Below are 19384 nucleotides of genomic sequence, written 5' to 3'. Positions count from 1 at the left end.
GCGGATATAGGCGGGGGAATTGTCGACGCGGCGCGCGTAACTGCCCGCCTCGCGCGCCAGGCCGCACTTGGTGGCGAGCAGGGCCTGGCCGCGATGGCCGGCCAGGAAGCGTCCCAGCAATTGCTCGTTGTGGCCGAAACCGTAAGCGTCGGCCGTGTCGAACAGGGTCACGCCCGCCGCCAGGGCCGCTTCCAGCGTGGCCAGCGATTGCGCCTCGTCGGTGGCGCCATAAAATTCCGACATGCCCATGCAGCCCAGGCCCAGTGCCGAGCTGTGCAAGCCGCTAAGGCCGATGCGTCGTTGTTGCAGTTGCATGTTGATCTCCCTCCAGTGTCAATGCGGCCAGTCTGCGCCGCGACGGCTGGCAAGGGAAGGTGCGATTTCGTGATACCTTTCTGGTATGAGAGCCCTCGATACCCATGCATTGACACTGTTTTGCGCCGTCGCCCGCTGCCTGAATTTCCGCCAGGCGGCGCAACAGTTGCATATGACCCAGCCGCCCCTGTCACGCGCCATCAGGGTACTGGAAGAAAACCTGGGCGCGCGCCTGTTCGAGCGCAACACGCAGGGCGTGGCCCTGACGCAGGCGGGCCGCACCCTGCTGCCGCAGGCGCTGCACATCCTCGATCTGCTCGATATGGCGCAAGCGTCGCTGCAGCAAGATAGTGCACCCGTTCGCCTGCGCCTGGGCCTGACCAGCTCCGTGGCGGCCGGCCTGTTCCGCCCCCTGCTGGCGGCGCTGGAAGCGCAACTCCACGAGGTTCGCCTGGAACTGACAGCGGCGCCCTCGCCGCGCCTGGTCGCTGCCGTGCGCAAGGGCCAGCTCGATGCGGCCCTGCTGGCCCTGCCCAGCGCCACCTTCGAGCTGGCCGTGCAGCCACTGGCGCGCCAGCCCATGATGCTGGCCCTGCCAGCCGGCCACCGCCTGGCGAAGAAGCGCAAGCTCAGCCTGACCGACATCGCGGCAGAATCGATTTACTGGTTCGAACGAGCGCGCCAGCCCGCCTTTTTCGACCATTGCCAGGAGGTTTTCCGCCGGCACGGCTTCGCGCCTGCCTTCCTGCGCGAAGCGCCCGAGCACCATGTGCTGCTCGGCGACGTGGCGGCCGGCAAGGGCATGGCCCTGCTGGCCGACTCGTTCCGCGCGCTGCGCCTGGCTGGCGTGGCTTACCGGCCCTTGCTGGAGGGCGAGGAATTGGCGGCCGGCATAGGCCTGGCCTGGCGGGAAGAGCACGGCCATGCGGCCCTGCCCCTGCTGCGCCAGCTGGCGCAAGAACATTTGAAAAACTGAGGGCCGCGCGCGGATGCGCCAGACGCGCTACCATGGCGCCTTCCCCCTTTTGCGCGCCACCACGACCATGACGTTTACCATCAGCGACGCCGCCTACGGCACCGATACCCCCGCAGCCAAACACGCCATGTATGCGGACCTGCGCTCGCAACTGCAAGGCTTGCTGTCAGGCGAGAGCGATTTCATCGCCAATACGGCCAACTTCAGTTCGCTCATTTTCAATACCATGCCCGGCCTGAACTGGGCCGGCTTTTATTTCCTCAAAGGCGAGGAGCTGGTGCTGGGACCATTCCAGGGCAAGCCGGCCTGCATCCGTATCAAAAAGGGCCGCGGCGTGTGCGGCACCACTGTGGTCGAGGGCAAGTCCATCGTCGTGCAGGATGTGCATGCATTTCCCGGCCACATCGCCTGCGACGTCCATTCCCGCTCGGAACTGGTGGTGCCCGTCTTTGCGAACGGCCAGATCATCGGCGTGTTCGACCTCGACAGTCCCCTGATTAGCCGCTTCGACGCGGTCGACGCACAGGGCGTCGAATCGCTGGTGCGCGTGCTGGAAGCGGCCATCGTCGCAGCGTAAATGGCTAGTTGCCCGTCTTGACGGCGATGAATTCACCCTTGCCGACAGTCGCCAGGCAAACCGTGTAGCGGCTGTCGGCGCCGATGGCGTCCAGGAAGCCCGCCATGTCCGCGTAGTGCGAACTGGCATTGTCGACCACCAGCACGCCGCCGGCCGCCAGCACCCGGTCCAGCTGCGGCCACCACTGCGCGTAGTGCTGGCGCGCGGAATCGAGGAAGATGAAATCGTAGGCGCCGTCAGGCGCATCGCGCAGCACATCGTCTGCGTCCGCCAGCAACTGCTTGATCACGCCCTGCAGTTGCGCGCGCACAAAGTTGGCCTGCGCCATGTCGAACTTGTCCTGCGCCTTTTCCACCGTCACCACGCTGCCGCCCAGCGCCTGTACCGCGCGCGCCAGCCACAAGGTGGAATAGCCGTTCGACGTGCCGATTTCCAGCACCCGGCGCGCGCCGCGCGCGTGCACCAGCACGGCCAGCAATTGACCCGTGTCGCGCGTGATATTGAGCATGCGGCGAGCGCGCTCCGCGTGCGCCGCATCGTTGCTGCTACCGAATGCTTCGAGTTCGCTTAATAGAGTGTCGATGCCGTGCATGCCGCCTCCTTGTTAAAAGCATCAGCATAGCAAAAAAACTAGGCGCTGGCGCCGCGCCGCAGCGGGCGCTTCAGGGTTTGCACCAGCACCACGCCGAGCAGAGTCACGCCGCCGCCGATCACATCATAGCTATGCAGGGTTTCACCGAGGAACAGCATGGCGATGATCACCGTAAACACGGGCAATAGATTCATCAATGTCGTGGCGCGACTCGGTCCCAGCTTGGCCAGGCCGTGCATCCACAAAAAAGGTGCAAGGATGGACGCGGGGATGCCGGCAAACAGCACCAGCGGCAAGCCGGCGCCGGTGACGGGCGGCGCCGACTGGCTCAGGTAATACACGCACAGCACGGGCACGGCGCACCAGACCTGTATCAGCAGCGAGTGCCAGTTATTCAGGGGGATCATCCAGCGCTTGAGCAGCACGCCGTAGCCCGCATACGACAGGCACGCCAGCAACATCAGGGCATCGCCAACGGCCGCGCCGTGGGCGATCAGGGCGGTCGGGTCGCCATGGCTGAGCAAATAGCCGAGTCCCAGCAGCGACACCAGGCCGCCAAACACGCCGCCCACGGTGGGCGCCTCACCCAGCAGCAATACGGACAAGGCCACGGCCAGCAGCGGCATCATCGACGCGAGGATGCCCATATTGGTGGCCGTCGTCGTTTGCGCGGCGATATACGCCAGGCATTGGTACATGACCATGCCCAACATGCCCAGCACAAACAATTTACCAAGATAGGGCTTGACGACGGCCCGCTGCTTCCACACGGCGCGGCCAAACACCAGCGCCAGCAGCATGCCGGCCAGCAGCCAGCGGTAGAACGCGATGGCGGCCGGATCGATCACGCCCACGGCCATCTTGCTGACGATGGTATTGATGGCCCAGATCAACACGGCGAACACGGGAAACAGGTAATGCCTGGCTTGCATGCGAAAAACTCCATGAATGAATGACTGCCATTTTCGCATGGTCCGATTCCATGGATATAATGCAGACCGGACAAACGATGCGAAGAACAGGACAAGATGGCCAACAACCAGCATTTTCCCGCCGTTTCCGACACCCTGCCCTACCCCGTATACTTTCGCCTCGACGATTACCGCGCGCACCAGCAGTTCGATTACCAGAGCCATCCGTGGGGACAGCTCACGTATTGTTCCACGGGCGTGATGGAAATCATGGTGGCGGGCCAGCGCTATCTGTCGCCGCCCCAGTATGCCGTGTGGATACCGCCCGAGACCTTGCACGACGGTTATATTCGCCAGGATGTGACCTTTCATTCCGCCTATATCGATGCCAGCCTGTGTGCGCAACTGCCCGCGCAGCCGTGCGCGCTGGTGCTGAGTCCCTTGCTGAAAGCCATACTCGGTGACTTTGCCGGGCGCGGCGTCACCACGCCCGCCACCGTGGCGGACCGGCGCCTGGCGCAGGTGCTGGTCGACCAGTTGCAGCTGGCGCCGTGCAGCCGCAACTATCTGCCCGGCAGCGACGAGCCCGTCATCGCGGCGCTGCTGGCGGCCCTGCAGGCAGACCCGGGTAGTAAGCACTCGCTGGCCGAGTGGGCCGCGCAACTGCACCTGACCGAACGCACGCTGGCGCGCCGCTGCCAGCGCGAACTGGGCATGCCGTTCGGCGAATGGCGCCAGCGCCAGCGCTTCCTGGCGGCCCTTCCCCTGCTGGAACGCGGTGACACGGTGCAGGCGATCGCGCTGGAACTCGGTTACAGCACTGCCTCGGCCTTCATCGCCATGTTTCGCCGGCAAAGCGGCGGCACGCCCGACCAGTTCCGCCGCGGCCTGCGCTGACACAGCGGACCGGCGCTGTCCACTTTGTCATATAGGGATGCTAAAATTCAAACATCTTTCCAGAGAGCAAAAGGACGCGCATGAACCCCAGCACCGAGACGGCCACCGATACCCAGGGCAGCGAAGACATGCCTCAGGCATCAGCAACGACCGTGACGGCGCCAGCGCCCATCCGCCTGGACAAGGAGGAGATACCCACCGTGCTGGGCAAGCTGCGCACGCTGGTGCAGGACAAGACGCGTTTCGAGCCGCACGACATCACGCCGCTGGGCGAGGAAGACGTGCTGCAGGATTTTTCCCTGCAAGCCAATTACGCGCTCGAAGCGCGCTTCGAGCAGCGTGTCATCAATGGCTACTTCGCCCCCTCGGGCAATGACTGCCACTGTGCCTCCCACGAGGTGGGAGCACTCGCTCACGCGCAGGAGAAAGAACGCCTGCGCCGCGCGGCAGGCAAGCTCGACAATGCCTTGCGCCAGGCTGGCCAGGCCTACAACGGCGTCGAGGCGGGTGTCTACCTGCCGCATGCCGTCAAATACTGGCACCTCGACACCTGCAGCAACTGCCGCGGAAAAGGCCGCATCAGCTGCCACACCTGTCACGGTTCGAGCACGGAAACCTGCTGGAACTGCCATGGCGGGCGCAGCGTCAGCTGCGACGCCTACGGCTGCTACGGCAGCGGCAAGGTGTCCTGCTCGTATTGCAGCGGCAGCGGCACGGTCGCCGAGCAAGTCACCGATTACATCACGGTGCAAGTACCCACTACCACCTACAGCAACGGCAGCTCGCACACCAGCTACCACAGCGAAACGCGCACGCAATACCGCACCGAACATCGCAATTGTTACCATTGCAGCTTCGGCAAAGTCAGCTGCAGCACTTGCCACGGTTCCGGCAACATCCAGTGCGGCACTTGCCGCGCCAGCGGCAGCATCACCTGCCGCACCTGCAGCGGGGTGGGCGACTTGCGCTGCAACCCCTGCGACGGTTCCGGCAAGGTGGGCGAGGCGGCCTGGGTCGACGTGCAGGTGACGCCCGGCTACAGCGTCAGCCTGCCCAAGCAGGCACCCGACGACGCGCGCCGCATCCGCGAAAAGGAGAGCGTGCACTCACTGGCGGCCCTTGGCAGCAGCCTGGCCCTGGCAAAAGTGAGCATTTACAATGAAGACCAGCCGCAGGAAGTCGACGCCCTGTACGCGGGCAAGCTGCGCATCGTGCGCCTGGATGCAGCGTGCAACGCAGAAAAACACCACCTGGTGGCGTATGGCACGGACTTGCGCTGGCTGACCCTGGACGACATCGTGGAAAAGCTGCTGCGCGGCGACCTCAAGGCGCTCAGCGACGCGCTGGCCGGCAGCGCAGACGACGGCCTGTTCTCGGCCCACGTGCAAGGGCTATTGACGCCACTGCGCGACGTGGCCGCCTCGGAATTGAATGCGGACGTGATCGAGTCGGTGCTCAGCGGCGACGCGGATCACGCGCACGTCGACGTCGTCACGGCCGAGTATGCGCAGAATGTGCGCACCTGCGTGCTCGGTGCCCTGCGCCAGGTCTACACGCGGCTGGCCAAGCAATTCTGGTGGAAAAGCGCGCTGGTCGCCTTGGCCGCCGCCATCGCCACCTGGTTCTTCGCCGGGCGCGGTGCCGCCGCCGTCGCAGGTTTACTCGTCACGGGTGCCGGCTACTGGCTGTTCAACCGCAAGGTCAAAGCCGTGCTCAGCGAGGCGCTGGGCGGCGAGCAGCAGGCCGAACGCGCCATGGCCATCGCCGGCAAGGGCCGCCGCAACCAGCTGGCGCAAGTGCTGATCCTGGCGCCCGCCAGCCTGGCCGTGCTGGCTGCCAGCTATGGCTTGCCCGTGCGCGTGCGTCCGGTTTCTGCGCCGCAGCAGGCGGTCATGACGTCGGCGCCCGTCGCGCCCCATGCGCCAGCGGCCGTGCCGCAGGACGCAAGTAGCGCCAAGGCAGTCAAGCTGTACGAAAATGGCGACAAGGCGCAGGCCCTGGCCATGCTGGAAAGCCTGGTCGGCAAGGGTGACGCCGGCGCCTACGGTTTATATGGCTGGATGCTGCTGATGGGGGAAGGCAAGCCCGGCCCGGTCAGCGCGCCAACGGCGCAGCAGCGCGTAGCGCGCCAGGTGGCCGCCAAGCCCCTGATCGGCAAGGGCCTGCTGAAAAACGACAGCTATGCGCTGACGGCGAAAGGCGTGATGCTGGCCGAAGGCTGGCAAGAGCCGCGCAATATGGCGCGTGGACTCGATCTGCTGAAACAGGCCGCGAACAAGGGCAATGCGCAAGCCATGCATTTGCTGGGCCTGTACCACGTGCGCGGCTACCAGATCCCCGTCAACCACAAGGAAGCGCGCAAATGGTTCACCCTGGCCGCCGACAAGGGCAGCGCGGGCGATATCTATAACCTGGGCCTGATGGACTGGGAAGGCGCGGGCTTGAAACGTCCCGACCGCGCCAGCGCCATGCAGCGCTGGAAGATCGCCGCCGCCATGGGCGAGGAGCGCGCCATCAAGGCCGTCGCGCAGGGACAGCCTTAAGCGGCAGCCGCCAGCGCCTGCAAGGCCATCGGATTCGGCGTAGGCTCGCCGATTTTTGTGAGCCGGTTGCGGTCCGTGTGGTGGAACGGTTCATCCTTGCCACGAATCAGCATGACCGTGTCTTCGTCGTAGCCCCAGCTGCCATCCGCATGGATTTCGACCTTGATGCGGTATTCGACGGTGGTGAACGCATGTTCGAGGAAGGGATTCGAGCAGATGCCGTAGGCCGTCGAATCACGCTTGGCCACCAGTTCGAAACTGCTGGCATCCGCCGTCGTCGTGCCGGACGCCATGGCGATCTGGCCGCGCGGGATGGCCAGGGTCTGGATCACGGCGCCGGTGGCCGGCTCCCACAGCCAGTAGCCGACCTGTTCATGATACGTTTTCACCTGGTCCGGCTTGGTGATATGGATGTAATAGCGCAAGCCGTAGAACAGTTGCGGACCGTTGCTGACGGGGTCGATCGGCTGCAGTTCGATGCGTTCGACAAACGCCTGCTTGCGCGGGCCGTCGGCTTTCGGCTTGACGTCCAGGCCGCGCGTGCCCGTCCAGATGCCGGCCATGCCGGTCAAGGGGCCCAGGTTGTTCAGGGTGTGCACGTCGGCGGACGGCTCGGTGTAGATATCTTCGGGAAAATCGCTCATGCAGAAGTCTTCAAAATGGGGCAACAGTGCTTGCCGCCATTGTAAGAGGCCGGCCGCCGTCAGGGAAAGAGCGCGACGTGGCCCTCGATGAAGAGCAAGGCTGCTGTCGCCAGCGCGGGGCGCTGCGCCTCGAACACGGCCGCGTCGCGTGCGCGCAGCAGCTTGTCGGCGATGTCGGGCTGCAGCAGATCATCGGCGATCAGCGCCGCCACTGCGACGATATTGACATGCAGGGCGCTGCCAAAGCCTTCCCAATCCACATAGTTCAGCCACTCGGCCAGGGTCACAACGCTTGCGACGGGCGGCGCCAGGGCCGCGATGCGTTCGATGAGCAGCACGCTGTCGTCGCGGATGCCTTCCTGCTGCAGCACGGCCAGCGCCACGTGCTGCAGCGCGTCTTCCGGAGCGTGCCGATACTTGCTCAGCAGGCGCTGCGTCAGGCTGGGGCTGGCCGCCTGCATGCTCAGACCAGCGGGTCAGGCAAGCCGGTAAGGGTGAAGATTTCAAAGCCCGTTTCCGTCACGGCCAGCGAGTGCTCGAACTGCGCCGACAGCGAGCGGTCTTTCGTCACCGTCGTCCATTTGTCCGGCAAGACTTTGACCTGATAGCTCCCCACGTTGAGCATGGGCTCGATGGTAAAGATCATGCCCGGTTCCAGCACGATGCCCGTGCCGGCGCGGCCATAGTGCAGCACTTGCGGCGTGTCGTGGAAAACCTGGCCCACGCCATGGCCGCAGAAGTCGCGTACGGAGGAAAAACCCTGCGCCTTGGCCACCGCCTCGATGGCGGCGCCCACGTCGCCCAGGGTGGCGCCCGGACGCACGGTGTGGATGCCCGCCATCATGGCTTCATATGCCGTGTTGACGAGGCGATTGGCCAGGATGGAGACGGCGCCCACCTTGAAGGTGCGGCTGGTGTCGCCAAACCAGCCGTTGAACTTCGGCGTCACATCGATGTTCAGGATATCGCCCACTTTCAATATCTTGGTCTCGGACGGGATGCCGTGCGTGACCACGTGATTGACGGAGATGCAGCTGGCGTGCTTGTAGCCGTGGTAGTCGATGGTGCCGGGGATGGCGCCGGCGGCGCGCATGAATTCTTCGCACAGGGCATCGAGTTTGGCCGTCGACACGCCGGGTTTCACGAAAGGCGTGATGTAATCGAGCGTGTCGGCGGCGATGCGGCCGGCCGCGCGCATGCCGATGAAGCCTTCTTCGTCGTGCAGGGGGATTTTCTTGCCGTGTTCAAGCTGGGTGGAATAGCGCATGGATTTCTTCTTGGTTAGTGTGATGTGGTGTGCAAGGCCCAGCCGCGCACGGCGTCGTGCGAGGCGCGCAACATGGCGTCGACACTGGCAGGTATCGGCCGCTCCTGTGCCAGGTAGGGCTTGACGACGGCCACGGGGGCGTCGATCAGCACGAATTTGAGCAGCATGTGATCGAGGTCCAGCTCTGCGGTGGCAGGCATGGCTTCGGCGCAGCGCACGAAGCAGGCGTCGAGCGCCGCCTGTTCTTCCTCCACGGCGGCCAGCAATTGCTCGCTGAGACCACTGCTGAAATCGGGGCTGTCAGCGCATTGCAGCAGGAAGCGCGCATACACGGGCTTGCGCCGGCACCAGTCCAGCAAGCCGTGCACGCCGGCCCAGGTGTCGCCGCCCAGCCAGCGGCTGGCCACTTCCTCGCGGAAGTCGCTTTTCACGCGCAGCCAGGCGCGCGCCAGGATGGCGTTGCGCGAATCGAAGCGGTGATACACGGAGCCGATGGGCGCACCGGCCTTGACGGCGATGGCGCTCATCGACACGGCGGCCACGCCGCATTGGGCGGCGACGGCTATTGCGCTGTCGATGAAGTTGTTTTCGTTGAATTTTGCGAGTCTGACCATTCAAATAGAATACAGATTCTATTTGAATTCGTCAAGCGCCACCAGATGCACCGACAAGAGTTGGCCCGCTGCCTTACAATGGTATGCACGAACCGCTACAAGGAGAATCCGCTTGCTTACGCCCCCCTTCATCGCCTCCTCCCGCTTCGACGATCCACGCCTGGCATTGGAACAAGTGCAAGCCATTTACCGCAGCAGCATCGAACACCTGCGCGATGCGCTGCAGCGCTTCGTCGCCGGCGAAGACATGCACGAAAGAGTGCGCGCCTGTTACCCCTTCGTACGCATCCAGACCGATACCGTGGCGCGCGCCGACTCGCCGCTGGCCTACGGCTTTGTCGCCGGCCCCGGCGTGTTTGAAACCACCCTGACGCGCCCCGACCTGTTCGGCGACTATTACCTCGACCAGTTCACGCTGCTGCTGAAAAACCATAACAGCGGCCAGAAGGTGCACCTTGAAGTGGGCGTCAGCGCCCAGCCCATCCCCGTACATTTCTCATTCGCCGAGCATGACCATATCGAAGGCAATATGGATGCCGGCCGCCGCCTGGCCATGCGCGACCTGTTCGACCTGCCCGACCTGTCGGCCATGGACGACGGCATCGCCAACGGCACGCACGAACCGGCGCATGGCGAAGCGCAGCCGCTGGCCCTGTTCACGGGTCCGCGCGTCGATTACTCGCTGCAGCGCCTGCGCCACTACAGCGGCACCTCGCCGCAGCACTTCCAGAACTTCGTCCTGTTCACCAACTACCAGTTCTACATCGACGAATTCATCCGCCTGGGCCACGCCATGATGGAGCGCGCGCCCGATGCGCTAGCGCCCTCGGACGACGACGGCTACATCGCCTTTGTCGAACCGGGCAACGTCGTCACGCGCCGGGTCGGCCAGTCAGGAGAAAGCGACGATGCGCTGGGCGCCGCACCGCCGCGCCTGCCGCAGATGCCCGCCTACCATCTGCTGCGCGCGGACGGCAGCGGCATCACCATGGTCAATATTGGCGTCGGCCCCGCCAACGCCAAGACCATCACCGACCATATCGCCGTGCTGCGCCCGCACGCCTGGCTGATGCTGGGCCATTGCGCGGGTCTGCGCACCACGCAAAGCCTGGGCGACTATGTGCTGGCGCATGCCTATGTGCGCGAAGACCATGTGCTCGACGAAGACTTGCCGCTGTGGGTGCCTATCCCGCCGCTGGCGGAAATCCAGCAGGCGCTGCAAACGGCAGTGGCGGAAATCACGCAGCTGACGGGGCATGACTTGAAACACATCATGCGCACGGGGACGGTGGCCAGCACGGACAACCGCAACTGGGAATTGCTGCCGCAGCGCACGCCGGAGCGCCGTTTCAGCCAGAGCCGGGCCGTCGCGCTGGACATGGAAAGCGCGACCATCGCCGCCAACGGCTTCCGCTTCCGCGTCCCGTACGGCACCTTGCTGTGCGTGAGCGACAAGCCGCTGCACGGCGAAATCAAGCTGCCCGGCATGGCCAACCACTTCTACCGCGAACGGGTCGACCAGCACCTGCGCATCGGCATCCGCGCCGTGGAACTGCTGCGCCGCCAGGGCGTGGACCGGCTGCATAGCCGCAAATTGCGCAGCTTTGCGGAAGTGGCATTTCAGTAAACACATGCTTGCCTGGCGGGCCACCTGATCCGCCAGTCCACTCACGAAAAATACCAGATGGTCTCGATACGTAGGGAGTATGAGCCAAATAGAAGGAAGTAAAAAAACGGCGCCTTGAAGGCGCCGTTTTTCCATCGCCTACAGGAAGCGATCGAGTATCTTCCGCGTCGTCTTGTCGATATTGAACATGTCACGTATCAAAAAGTGGATGCCGTGATTGTCGGCGATCAACAGCGACGCAGCGCCGATGCGGCGGATGTCTTCCTCGCCTTTCAGCACGAATTGCGTCTCGCCCCGGTCCGTGTCCACATGCCAGGTGCATGGCGTGGCAAAGCTGGAAACGCTTTTCACACGCGCGATCTCGGGCATGAATTCGCGCCCTTCCAGCTCTTCCTGCAGCAGGCTGCGCGCCGGTTCCGGCAAGGAGTCAAGGCGCTCTATCCACGCCACTTCCTTGCCATTGCCCAGCACCAGCGAAATGCCTTCGTCGGGCGACTGGATGGGGAAGGCGCGCACGGGCGCCACGCCTTCAAAGACCTGGCCGTCCGCGTCCGTCATCACCAGCTTGCCGAAGGTGTCGCGGCTTAATGTAAAAGTTGTACTGGCCATGCTCATTCCTTGTCATCCAGGGCGAGTTCGTTGTTGCGCGCCTGTGCTTCGTAGAGGCGGAAATAGGCGCCCTCTTTCGCCATCAGTTCATCGTGACTGCCCACTTCGACGACCTGGCCGCGGTCCAGCACCACCAGGCGGTCGGCGCGGTGCAAGGTCGACAGCCTGTGCGCGATGGCGATCGTCGTGCGGCCTTGCACCAGGTTGTCCAGCGCCTTCTGGATTTCTTTTTCCGTTTCCGAATCGACCGACGATGTCGCTTCATCCATGATCAGGATGCGCGGGTCGATCAGCAGGGCGCGGGCGATCGAGATGCGCTGGCGCTCGCCACCGGACAGGCCCTGGCCACGCTCGCCCACCATCGAATCGTAGCCTTGCGGCAGGCGCAGGATGAATTCGTGGGCATGCGCGGCGCGCGCGGCGGCAATGATTTCCTGGCGCGTCGCGTGCGGCTTGCCATAGGCGATATTTTCCGCGATGGTGCCGAAGAACAGGAACGGTTCCTGCAGTACCAAGCCGATATTGCGGCGGTAGTCGGACACGGCGAACGAGCGGATGTCTACACCGTCGAGCAAGATCGCGCCTTCCGACACGTCGTAGAAGCGGCAGATCAGGTTGACCAGGGTGCTCTTGCCCGAACCGCTGTGGCCCACCAGGCCGATCATCTCGCCGGCCTTGATGTTCAGGGTGATGCCACGGTTGACGGCCCGGTTGCCATAGCGAAAACCGACTTCGCGCAAATCGATCCTGCCCTCGATCTTCTCCAGTTTGACGGGATGCGCCGGCTCCGGCACGCTCGACACGTGGTCGAGGATGTCGAAGATGCGCTTGGCGGCGGACGCCGATTTCTGCGTCACGGAGACGATGCGGCTCATGGAGTCAAGGCGGCCATAGAAACGCGTGCTGTAAGCGATGAAGGCGGTCAGCACGCCGACCGTGATTTCGCCGCGCGACAGTTGCCATATGCCGAAGCACCAGATGACCAATAAACCCATCTCCGTCAAAAACGACACCGTCGGCGAGAACAGCGACCAGACCTTGTTCAATTTGTCGTTGACAGCCAGGTTGTGCGCGTTGGCGTCGCGGAAGCGGGCCGCCTCGCGTTTTTCCTGCGCAAACGCCTTCACCACGCGGATGCCGGGAATCGTATCGGCCAGCACGTTGGTCACTTCGCTCCACACGCGGTCGATCTTTTCAAAGCCCGTGCGCAAACGGTCGCGCACCAGGTGGATCATCCAGGCGATGAAGGGCAGCGGCGCCAGGGTCATGATGGCCAGCCAGGGGTTCATCGACCACAGGATCACGCCCGTCATGATGATCATCAGCACGTCGGAAGCGAAATCGAGCAAATGCAGCGAGAGGAAGACGCAGATGCGGTCGCTGCCACTGCCGATGCGCGACATCAGGTCGCCCGTGCGCTTGCCACCAAAGAATTCGAGCGACAACTTCATCAGGTGTTCATACGTGGCCGAGCGCAGATCAGCGCCCATGCGTTCGGACACCAGGGCCAGCACATACGTCTTGCCCCAGCCCAGCAGCCAGGCCAGCAGGGCCGAACCGAGCAAGCCGCTCATGTAGTACACCACCAGCCACGGGTCGATATGCTTGCCGTTTTGATACGGGATCAGCACATTGTCCATCAGCGGTGCCGTCAGGTAAGGCGGAATCATGTGCGCGGCAGTACTCAGCAGCATCAGCATGAAGCCCAGGGCCAGCTGACCACGGTAGGGATGGGCGAAGCGCCACAGGCGGAACAAGGTCCAGGTCGATGGCGGCGTATACAGCACCTTGGCGCAGATCGGGCATTCTTCCTGCTCCGGTTCCAGAGGCGCCTTGCAGCTCGGACACACTTCCTGCTCCGCTTCCAGCACGGGCTGGCCCGTCAGGTGGCTGTCGAGGCGTTCGACGAACTGCTCCAGCACGCGAATGGCGTGCAGGTTCTGGCCCAGGGTGAAGCGCCACGAAGCCAGGCGACCATGGTCGTCAAACAATTCCAGATGGCCAACACCGGCGTGGTCATGGTGCGTCAGCCGCAGTCCGGCGCGGAAGGACCAGCTTTTCCAGGCGGTATCGCCTGGGGAACGGGCCAGTAAACGCTGCTCAGTGACAACAATTATGCCTTTTGTGAAACGTAATCGCGCATCGAGGTCAACCTCAACGCTACTTAAAACGTTCTCCCCTGGAGAAAGCTTGCTTTCCACTTCCGCCAGCCAGTGTTCCGGTAGCGAGGTAAGGGGAATAGTTGTTGCAGGAACACTCAGTTCAGTTGTCATCGTAAAGCATACTCCGGCTCGAGGCCAAGCCCTTCAGGGCGGGATTTGGGGGATGGGGCAGACGCCCGATCAAGGTTTGTGTACTGCGCGATGGCGAGGTAGATGCACCAGTGGCAATTTCCTGTATTGTATCGAATGGATGCCTGACGGTAAGGAATGATGGCAAAACGGAGCAAAAAATAAGTGGTCGTCGCAGGAAGTGCCAGGCAGGCGCGGCGCTTTTGCAACGCGGCCCCCGTACTGAGGGAAGTATACAACAGCCCGCTGTTGCGCAAATACTCCAGCTTGGCCCAGAGTCGGTATCTTTATAACAAGTATGGCAACAATTGGTAACAATTAGAATGACGACACCAGCAGAATACGAGAAGCAAACGCGACAATGGACCGCTAAAAGTGGCACACTGCGCGTACCCGGGATAAAGAACCAAGCACGAGCCTGAAAAGACTCTGTAAAGCCAACATAAAGTATCTGGCGCCCAGACGCCTGGCTTGTTATCAAGAAACCACTTACATGATCAAGAAGAAGAACATCGAATTTCTCCGCGTCACCCACTTGCGCGGCCCCAACATCTGGACTTACCGTCCGGTGATTGAAGCCTGGGTCGACATCGGCGAACTGGAAGACTATCCATCCAATACCCTGCCCGGCCTGTACGAGCGCCTGGTGGCATGGCTGCCTGGCATGATCGAGCATCGCTGCGGCGTGGGCGAGCGCGGCGGCTTTTTCGAGCGCCTGCGCGAAGGCACGTGGTCGGCCCACATCCTCGAGCATGTGGTACTGGAGTTGCAAAACCTGGCAGGCATGCGCACGGGCTTCGGCCAGACGCGCTCGACCAGCCAGCGCGGCGTCTACAAGATGGCTTTCCGCACGCGTGAAGAGCACGTGGGCCGTGCCGCCCTGACCACCGCGCGCGCGCTGCTGATGGCCGCCATCAACGATGAAGCCTACGACCTGGAAGCGGCCCTGGCACCGCTGCGCGACATGGTTGACGCGCGCTGCCTGGGCCCGAGCACGGCCAGCATCGTCGATGCGGCCACCGAGCGCCGCATCCCTTCGCTGCGCCTGAACGACGGCAACCTGGTGCAACTGGGCCACGGCGCCGCGCAGCGCCGCATCTGGACGGCCGAAACGGACCGCACCAGCGCCATCGCCGAAGGCATTGCCAGCGACAAGGACCTGACTAAATTCCTGCTCAAATCGTGCGGCGTACGGGTGCCCGAAGGCAGCCTGGTGCGCAGCGCCGAAGCGGCCTGGGAAGAAGCGCAAGACATCGGCGTGCCCGTCGTCGTCAAACCGTACGACGGCAACCATGGCCGCGGCGTTTCGCTCAACCTGATGACGGAAGCCGATGTGAAAGCCGCCTACGAACTGGCCGCGCGCAAGGGCGACAGCTCGGCCGTGCTGGTGGAAAGCTTCATCACGGGCGACGAACACCGCTTGCTCGTGGTCGGCAACAAGCTGATCGCGGCCGCCAAGGGCGAATCCTTGTGGGTCGATGGCGACGGCGTCTCGAACGTACTGGAACTGGTAAACACCCAGATCAATACCGATCCGCGCCGCGGCGAAGGCGAAGACTTCCCGCTGGGCACCGTCAAGCCGCATGAATCGGGCGAGATCGTGCTGGAACTGCAACGCCAGGGCATGACCGCCCTGTCCGTGCCGCAGGCGGGCCAGAAAGTGCTGATCCAGCCGAACGGCAACGTGGCCATCGACGTCACGGACGACGTGCATCCCTCCGTCGTGCATGCGGCGCTGCTGGCCGCCCGCGTGGTGGGCCTGGATATCGCCGGCATCGACCTGGTTACTACCGACATCACGCGCCCGCTGGAAGAGCAGCGCGGCGCCATCATCGAAGTCAACGCCAGCCCCGGCTTGCTGGCACACATCAAGCCGGGCGTGGGCCAGCCCCGCCCTGTCGGCGCGGCCATCGTCGAGCACCTCTTCGCGCCTGAGGAGACGGGCCGCATTCCGCTGATCGGCGTGACGGGCACGCGCGGCGCCAGCCTGATCGTGCGCATGCTGTGCAAGCTCCTCAACCTGTCGGGCCTGCACACGGGCGCCGTCTGCAGCGAAGGCATGTACCTGGATCAGCGCCGCGTCGTCAGCAGCGATTGCGTGAACTGGGACGCGGGCCAGCGCCTGCTGCTCAACCGCACCGTGCAGACCGCCCTGTTCGAGAGCAATCCGCGCATGATCCTGGCCGAAGGCCTGGCCTACGACAAATGCCAGATCGGCATCGTCACCGACATGGGCAGTTTAGAGAGCGTCAAGGATTTCGACGTGCTCGATGAAGCGGGCCTGTACAAGGCCGTGCGCAGCCAGGTAGACGTCGTCGTGCCGACGGGCGTGGCCGTACTCAACGCCGCCAACGCCCACGTGCTGGAACTGGCCGAGCTGTGCGACGGCAGCGTGACCCTGTATGCGCAGGATGGCAGCTCGCCGGCCATCGCGGCGCAACTGGCCGCCGGCCAGCGCGCCGTGTACGTGCGCGACAACCACATCGTGCTGGCCGAAGGCGGGATCGAAACGGTCTTGCTGTGCCTGGACCTGCTGAAACCGGCCACGGCCGGCAATGTCGACAGCGTGCTGGCCGTCGCGGCCGCCGCCTGGGCCCTGAACCTGCCCGTCGACCTTATCTGCGCAGGCCTGCGCACGTTCGATGCGGCCCCTGGCTGCATCGGCAACTAATCGGCAACCAAGGTACAGGCAAAGCAGCACTCAAGCCCGGCCAGGACGGCCGGGCCCACAAGAACACAACAGGATTACGGTTTAATTATGGAAGTATCTCGCGTACGGGCCTTGCGGGGCCCTAACCTCTGGAGCCACGACACCGCCGTGGAAGCCATTGTTTCCTGCACCACGCAGGAACTCGACATCGCCCAGTTGCCCGGCTTCGAAGCCCGCCTGCGCGCGCTCTTTCCGCAACTGAGCCCGCTGCAACCGCTGGGCAACTACAACGCCGCGCCGATGGCGCAAGTACTGGAACTGGCGGCGCTGGGCCTGCAGGCGCAAGCCGGCTGCCCCGTCACCTTCAGCCGCACCACGCCGACGCTGGAAACAGGCATCTTCCAGGTCGTCGTCGAATACTCCGAAGAAGCCGTCGGCCGCCTGGCCCTGGAACTGGCGCAACAGCTGTGCCAGGCTGCGCTCGACGATGCACCGTTCGACCTGGCCGGCGCCCTGCACCAGTTGCAGGAACTCGATGAAGACGTGCGCCTGGGCCCTTCGACCGGCGCCATCGTCAACGCCGCCGTGGCCCGCAACATCCCGTTCCGCCGCCTGACCGAAGGCAGCCTGGTGACGTTCGGCTGGGGCAGCAAGCAACGCAAGATCCAGGCCGCCGAAATGGATGGCACCAGTGCGATCGCCGAAGCCATCGCGCAAGACAAGGAACTGACCAAGAAGCTGCTCGATTCGGCTGGCGTGCCCGTGCCGCAAGGGCGTGTCGCCATCGACGCCGACGATGCCTGGGCCGCCGCCTGCGAGATCGGCTTGCCCGTCGTCGTCAAGCCCAAAGATGGCAACCAGGGCAAGGGCGTGACCGTCAATGTCACCACGCGCGAGCAACTGACGGCCGGCTTTATCGCGGCGCAGGAATTCCGCGACGACATCCTCGTCGAACGCTATCTGCCGGGCCACGATTTCCGCTTGCTCGTCATCGGCAACAAGATGGTGGCCGCGGCGCGGCGCGACCCGCCGCAAGTGGTGGGCGATGGCCAGCACACGGTGCGCGAACTGGTTGACCAGGTCAACCTGGACCCGCGCCGCGGCAGCGGCCACGCCACCTCGCTGACGAAAATCCGCTTTGACGACATCGCCCTGGCCAGCCTGGCCAAGCAGGGTTATGTGGCCGAATCCGTACCGCCAGTGGGCCAGCGCGTGATTTTGCGCAACAACGCCAACCTGTCGACAGGCGGCTCGGCCACCGACGTCACCATCGATGTGCATCCGGAAGTGGCGGCGCGCGCCATCGCGGCCGCGCACATGGTGGGCCTGGACATCTGCGGCGTCGATGTGGTCTCCGAGAGCATTTTGAAACCGCTGGAAGAGCAGAATGCCGGCATCGTCGAAGTCAACGCCGCGCCAGGCCTGCGCATGCACCTGGCGCCGTCATTCGGCAAGCCGCGCCCAGTCGGCGAAGCCATCATCGCCGCCATGTTCGCCGAAGGCGATGATGGCCGCATTCCCGTCGTCGCCGTCACCGGCACCAACGGCAAGACCACCACCGTGCGCCTGATCGCCCACCTGCTCACCACCTCCGGCCTGCGCACCGGCATGACCAACACGGATGGCGTGTACATCGAAGGGCGCCAGATCGACAGCGGCGACTGCAGCGGCCCGCGCAGCGCGCGCAACGTGCTGCTGCACCCTGACGTGGACGCGGCCGTGTTCGAGACGGCGCGCGGCGGCATGCTGCGCGAAGGCCTGGCCTTCGACCGCTGCCAGGTCGCCGTGGTCACCAACATCGGCGCGGGCGACCACCTGGGCCTGAACTACATCACCACCGTGGAAGACCTGGCGGTGCTGAAACGCGTGATCGTGCAGAACGTGGCCGACAGCGGCGTGGCCGTCCTGAACGCCACCGACCCGGCCGTGGCGCGCATGGCCAAGAATTGCAGTGGCACGGTGACCTTCTTCGCCGCTGACAAGACGCATCCCGTCATGGCTACGCACCGCGCACAGGGCAACCGCGTGGTGTACGTGGAAGACGGCAAGCTGGTCGCAGCGCAAGGCCAGGAGCGCCACGAAATCGCCCTGTCGCAAGTGCCGATCACGCGCAATGGCGCCATCGGCTTCCAGGTCGATAACGTCATGGCGTCGCTGGCCGCTGCCTGGGCCGTGGGCCTGGACTGGAAAACCATCGCGCTGGGCCTGAAGACCTTTGCCAATGAAGCCGACAACGCGCCGGGTCGCTTCAATGTGTTCGATTACAAGGGCGCCACCCTGATCGCCGATTACGGCCACAATCCGGACGCCATCCTGGCGCTGGTGCAGGCCGTGGAAAGCATGCCAGCCAAGCGCCGCTCGGTGGTCATCAGCGGCGCCGGCGACCGCCGCGACGAAGACATCCGCCAGCAGACGGAAATCCTCGGCGCTGCCTTCGACGACGTGCTGCTATACCAGGACCAGTGCCAGCGCGGCCGCGCCGACGGCGAAGTCGTGGCATTGCTGCGCCAGGGCTTGAACGGCGCCAAGCGCACCAGCCATATCGATGAAATCAACGGCGAATTCGTCGCCATCGACAAGGCACTGGCACGCTTGAACGAAGGCGATCTGTGCCTGATCCTGATCGACCAGGTGGAAGAAGCGCTGGCGCACATCGCCAAGCGCGTCGCCGAAGCATCAGCCTAAGCACCGCATCACTGCGCACCAGGGCGGCCTGCGGGCCGCCCTTTTTATTGGCGCGCGCCGGCTCCAGCGACGCCCAGGCATGGTGCAAAAAACCCTGGTATCGACCTTGCAAGCTTGCAAATTCAGGCATGAAAATTGCTTATAAGAAAACACAAACTTGGCTGACGAGAAGGTGGTACACGCATG

General features: G+C 64.0%; 16 protein-coding genes. 7 read left to right on the top strand and 9 right to left on the bottom strand.

Annotated features, from left to right (window positions below):
• The coding region (locus K0F85_RS28605; protein WP_257572537.1) for an aldo/keto reductase at window positions 1-315 on the bottom strand (315 nt) is incomplete at its 3' end.
• An 85-nt stretch (window positions 316-400) separates the two neighbouring features.
• Between K0F85_RS28605 and K0F85_RS05270 the strand changes: the two genes are divergently transcribed.
• Together K0F85_RS05270 and K0F85_RS05265 are read left to right on the top strand one after the other, a co-directional pair.
• Window positions 401-1291, top strand: a complete 891-nt coding sequence (locus K0F85_RS05270; RefSeq protein WP_257572536.1) for a LysR family transcriptional regulator — start codon at window positions 401-403, stop codon at window positions 1289-1291.
• Between the two features lie 67 nt (window positions 1292-1358).
• Window positions 1359-1868, top strand: a complete 510-nt coding sequence (locus K0F85_RS05265; protein WP_306983223.1) for a GAF domain-containing protein — start codon at window positions 1359-1361, stop codon at window positions 1866-1868.
• Window positions 1869-1872: 4 nt separating this feature from the next.
• Here K0F85_RS05265 and K0F85_RS05260 read toward each other — a convergent pair whose 3' ends face one another.
• Together K0F85_RS05260 and K0F85_RS05255 are read right to left on the bottom strand one after the other, a co-directional pair.
• Window positions 1873-2460 carry an O-methyltransferase gene (locus K0F85_RS05260; protein ID WP_219114857.1) on the bottom strand — a complete coding sequence of 196 codons (588 nt, stop codon included), beginning with the start codon at window positions 2458-2460 and terminating at the stop codon, window positions 1873-1875.
• Window positions 2461-2498: 38 nt separating this feature from the next.
• The gene (locus K0F85_RS05255) at window positions 2499-3392 is read right to left on the bottom strand and encodes a DMT family transporter (RefSeq protein ID WP_219114856.1); all 894 of its coding nucleotides are present in this window, start codon (window positions 3390-3392) and stop codon (window positions 2499-2501) included.
• 96 nt (window positions 3393-3488) lie between these two features.
• On the opposite strand from K0F85_RS05255, the gene K0F85_RS05250 reads away from it, so the two are divergent.
• Window positions 3489-4268 (top strand): helix-turn-helix transcriptional regulator, encoded by a 780-nt coding sequence (locus K0F85_RS05250; RefSeq protein WP_219114855.1) that lies wholly within the window; start codon window positions 3489-3491, stop codon window positions 4266-4268.
• A gap of 80 nt (window positions 4269-4348) precedes the next feature.
• Window positions 4349-6811 carry a tetratricopeptide repeat protein gene (locus K0F85_RS05245; protein WP_219114854.1) on the top strand — a complete coding sequence of 821 codons (2463 nt, stop codon included), beginning with the start codon at window positions 4349-4351 and terminating at the stop codon, window positions 6809-6811.
• Here the strand turns inward: K0F85_RS05245 and K0F85_RS05240 are convergent.
• Genes K0F85_RS05240 through K0F85_RS05225 form a run of 4 tightly spaced genes read right to left on the bottom strand, consistent with a single transcriptional unit; the run spans window position 6808 to window position 9336 of the window.
• Entirely contained in the window at window positions 6808-7455 is a 648-nt protein-coding gene (locus K0F85_RS05240; RefSeq protein ID WP_219114853.1) for an FABP family protein, read from the bottom strand. The two genes, K0F85_RS05245 and K0F85_RS05240, sit on opposite strands and share 4 nt — an antisense overlap.
• 59 nt (window positions 7456-7514) lie before the next feature.
• Entirely contained in the window at window positions 7515-7916 is a 402-nt protein-coding gene (locus tag K0F85_RS05235; RefSeq protein ID WP_219114852.1) for a hypothetical protein, read from the bottom strand.
• Window positions 7917-7918: 2 nt separating this feature from the next.
• Complete coding sequence (gene map / locus K0F85_RS05230) at window positions 7919-8722, bottom strand: type I methionyl aminopeptidase (protein WP_219114851.1); 804 nt, start codon at window positions 8720-8722, stop codon at window positions 7919-7921.
• 14 nt (window positions 8723-8736) lie between these two features.
• On the bottom strand, window positions 8737-9336 hold the full coding sequence (locus tag K0F85_RS05225) for a TetR/AcrR family transcriptional regulator (RefSeq protein ID WP_219114850.1): 600 nt from the start codon (window positions 9334-9336) through the stop codon (window positions 8737-8739).
• Between the two features lie 112 nt (window positions 9337-9448).
• Between K0F85_RS05225 and K0F85_RS05220 the strand changes: the two genes are divergently transcribed.
• Window positions 9449-10963 carry an AMP nucleosidase gene (locus K0F85_RS05220; RefSeq protein ID WP_219114849.1) on the top strand — a complete coding sequence of 505 codons (1515 nt, stop codon included), beginning with the start codon at window positions 9449-9451 and terminating at the stop codon, window positions 10961-10963.
• Window positions 10964-11101: 138 nt separating this feature from the next.
• Here K0F85_RS05220 and K0F85_RS05215 read toward each other — a convergent pair whose 3' ends face one another.
• Window positions 11102-11572, bottom strand: a complete 471-nt coding sequence (locus K0F85_RS05215; RefSeq protein ID WP_219114848.1) for a DUF1854 domain-containing protein — start codon at window positions 11570-11572, stop codon at window positions 11102-11104.
• 2 nt (window positions 11573-11574) lie between these two features.
• Window positions 11575-13845, bottom strand: coding sequence for an ABC transporter ATP-binding protein (locus tag K0F85_RS05210; RefSeq protein WP_219114847.1), 2271 nt, complete (start codon window positions 13843-13845; stop codon window positions 11575-11577).
• Between the two features lie 511 nt (window positions 13846-14356).
• On the opposite strand from K0F85_RS05210, the gene cphA (K0F85_RS05205) reads away from it, so the two are divergent.
• A complete protein-coding gene (gene cphA, locus K0F85_RS05205) occupies window positions 14357-16534 on the top strand; it encodes a cyanophycin synthetase (RefSeq protein WP_219114846.1) in 2178 nt (725 codons plus the stop codon).
• 87 nt (window positions 16535-16621) lie between these two features.
• The gene (cphA, locus tag K0F85_RS05200; RefSeq protein ID WP_219114845.1) at window positions 16622-19198 is read left to right on the top strand and encodes a cyanophycin synthetase; all 2577 of its coding nucleotides are present in this window, start codon (window positions 16622-16624) and stop codon (window positions 19196-19198) included.
• Window positions 19199-19384: the final 186 nt, after the last annotated feature.

This window comes from Janthinobacterium sp. UMAB-56 (genome assembly GCF_900095265.1).
Taxonomy (GTDB): domain Bacteria; phylum Pseudomonadota; class Gammaproteobacteria; order Burkholderiales; family Burkholderiaceae_D; genus Janthinobacterium.
The sequence above is the reverse complement of the archived record's forward strand: the minus strand, read 5'-3'. Positions and strand labels throughout refer to the sequence as shown.